This window comes from Protofrankia symbiont of Coriaria ruscifolia (assembly GCF_900634745.1).
Classification (GTDB): Bacteria; Actinomycetota; Actinomycetes; order Frankiales; family Frankiaceae; genus Protofrankia; species Protofrankia californiensis.
Genome location: NZ_CAAAFR010000168.1, coordinates 1 through 2,231, shown reverse-complemented (window position 1 = coordinate 2,231; position 2,231 = coordinate 1). Strand labels below are relative to the sequence as shown.

Below are 2,231 nucleotides of genomic sequence, written 5' to 3'. Positions count from 1 at the left end.
GTCTCGGGGCGGGTCCGCAGCAGGGGGACGCCCGGCGGCGGGGCTATCAGCCCGATCAGGTCGACGATCAGGTCGATGTCGTCCGCGAGCTGGTGCAGTGGCGCGGTGCCGTAGGGGACGGGGTCATAGAGCGTGAGGTCGCCGATGCCGGCGGCGATCAGCAGGCCGGCCAGGTCCCCGCCGCGGGCCGGATCCACCAGGACGACGCGAGCGCGACGCGGGTCGACGGCACGCAGGCGCAGAGCGTTGACGGCCGCGGCGGTGGCGGCGACGGCGAGGCCGTCGTTGACGCTGTCCAACAGCAGGTGGGGGACGGTTTCCAGGGCGGTGCGGGCGGCGTGGACATGCTGGATGTGGGTGTGGACCAGGATGGTGGCAGCGAAGCCGGGGGCGAGCATGCGCACGGCCGCGGCGAGGTCGTCCGGCCCGTGGGCGGCGATGGGCAGCGGGAAGATGTCGAGGCCGGTGGCCCGGTGCAGATGGACTGCCTGGGATTCCACCGCGGGAAGGGCGGTCTCGGCCCGTAGCGGTTCGAAGTCCAGCACGGCGCTGGCGTCGGTCACCAGGGCGACCCGGCGTGAGCGGCCGGTGTAGCGGTCGGTGTGCAGCGGGTGCGCGGCCAGGTGGGTGATCACGCGGCGGTCGGCGTCGGCGTCGAGCAGTGCGACGTCGTGGCCGGTGGTGGTGACCGCGCAGACCCGTTGGGCGAGCTTGCCGGTGGACGCGGTGAGGAAGACCAGGTCCTCGGTGTGCAGGAGGTCGGTGCCCAGGCGGTGGCGCAGTACCCTGCCAAGCCACCTCAGGGTGTCCGCGCTGTCGGCGTCCAGGGTGATGCGATGTACTTCGCTGGCGTCCGGTTCGTCCGCCTGGCAGGTGACGGTCCCTTGCGCGTCGGCGATGACCGCCTGGACCATGGTCAGTGCCCGGGACGGTACCCGGATCTGGATGCTGTACGCGGGATTGGCCCCGGGCAGGCTCGGGGTCAGCATGCCGCCTCCGCCTGGGGTTTGTCGGTGGACGGCCGCCACCACACCGCTTTGTCGGCTGCCCACACTCCTGTGATCATCGTGGCATGGCGGAGCTGGCCTCGGCTTCACGCAACTCCGCCAGCAGCTCCTCGCGCCCGGCCAGCATCTCGGTGAGGATCCGCCGCGCGGCCCGCATCAGTTCGGCCACGTCGCCTCCGGCCAGCGCGTACACCACCGTCGAGCCGTCCCGGGTCGCGGTCACGATCCCGGACCTGCGCAACACCGCCAGCTGCTGGGAGAGGTTCGAAGGTTCCACCTCGATGGCCGCCAGCAGCTCCCGTACCGGGGTCGGCCCGTCCGCCAGCAGCTCAAGCACCCGTATCCGCACCGGATGCCCCAGCATGCGGAAGAACTCCGCTTTCGCCTGGTAAAGCGGGACCTGTACCCCCACCGGACTCCCTTCAAGCCCGTCACCGCACCGGCCCGCAGGCGCCGCGCCCTGCCGGGGAGCCCGTTACGGGCTCCCCGGCGCAGTCCTGTGGACCCGCCGGCCCGCAACGAGCAGCCGGCCGGCGACGGACTACCCGAGACGGTCGTACAGGGGGGCTGCCGCTCCCCGTACAACCCTGAGCCGTGTGTCACGGGACGCCATATCGCAATTGAAGAACTTTGCAAGTGTACCGCCGGAGAGCGTCATCGGGCGCCATCGGCACCGAGTTCAGCCACCGCATCGAGTTCAGCGGATACAGCCTGCGCCGGACATGCAGTTCGCCGGGCGTACGCTGTGGGCTCCAGCCCACCGGTTGGCCGGGGCGCAGCAGCCGGCCGGCGTGTCGTGCGTTCCCGCCGGCCAGATCCCGTCGCTCACCGACCGGACCGACCCGCCGGCCCACCCGCGGACACGTTCAGCCGTTTCGGTGTGTTTCGGAGGTCGTCGTTCGATTGATTCTATTGATCCATTAGAAATGGAAATCGGGCGGCACCGAGCAGCGGTTTCGTCGGGTTTCTTTTCGGTGTCCTTTGCGATCGATTTGTAATCCGTTCACCGGCTGGACAGCATGTGCTGCTGAAATTCGAGGGAGCGTAACCGGGGTGGTCCCTTCACCGTCGTGCCGCCGGCACGCGTACAAATACTTAGAGCGAACGATCGATCCGGATGTCACCGAAAGCCAGGCAGGATTCATCGGACACTCCTCAGCATGCACCGGATACTCCTCGGTGGAAACCAGGCGGCTGATGGTGGCGCGAGCATGACTGTTCGCG

General features: G+C 69.3%; 3 protein-coding genes. All 3 read right to left on the bottom strand.

What is annotated here, in order from left to right; all coding sequences use genetic code 11:
* Positions 1-989: malic enzyme-like protein (locus tag CV1CTNOD_RS18485; RefSeq protein WP_131787277.1), on the bottom strand; the 989-nt coding region annotated here is incomplete at its 3' end.
* A 73-nt stretch (positions 990-1,062) separates the two neighbouring features.
* Complete coding sequence (locus CV1CTNOD_RS18480; RefSeq protein ID WP_242606817.1) at positions 1,063-1,419, bottom strand: ArsR/SmtB family transcription factor; 357 nt, start codon at positions 1,417-1,419, stop codon at positions 1,063-1,065.
* A 508-nt stretch (positions 1,420-1,927) separates the two neighbouring features.
* The coding region (locus CV1CTNOD_RS25855; RefSeq protein ID WP_207386543.1) for a hypothetical protein at positions 1,928-2,231 on the bottom strand (304 nt) is incomplete at its 5' end.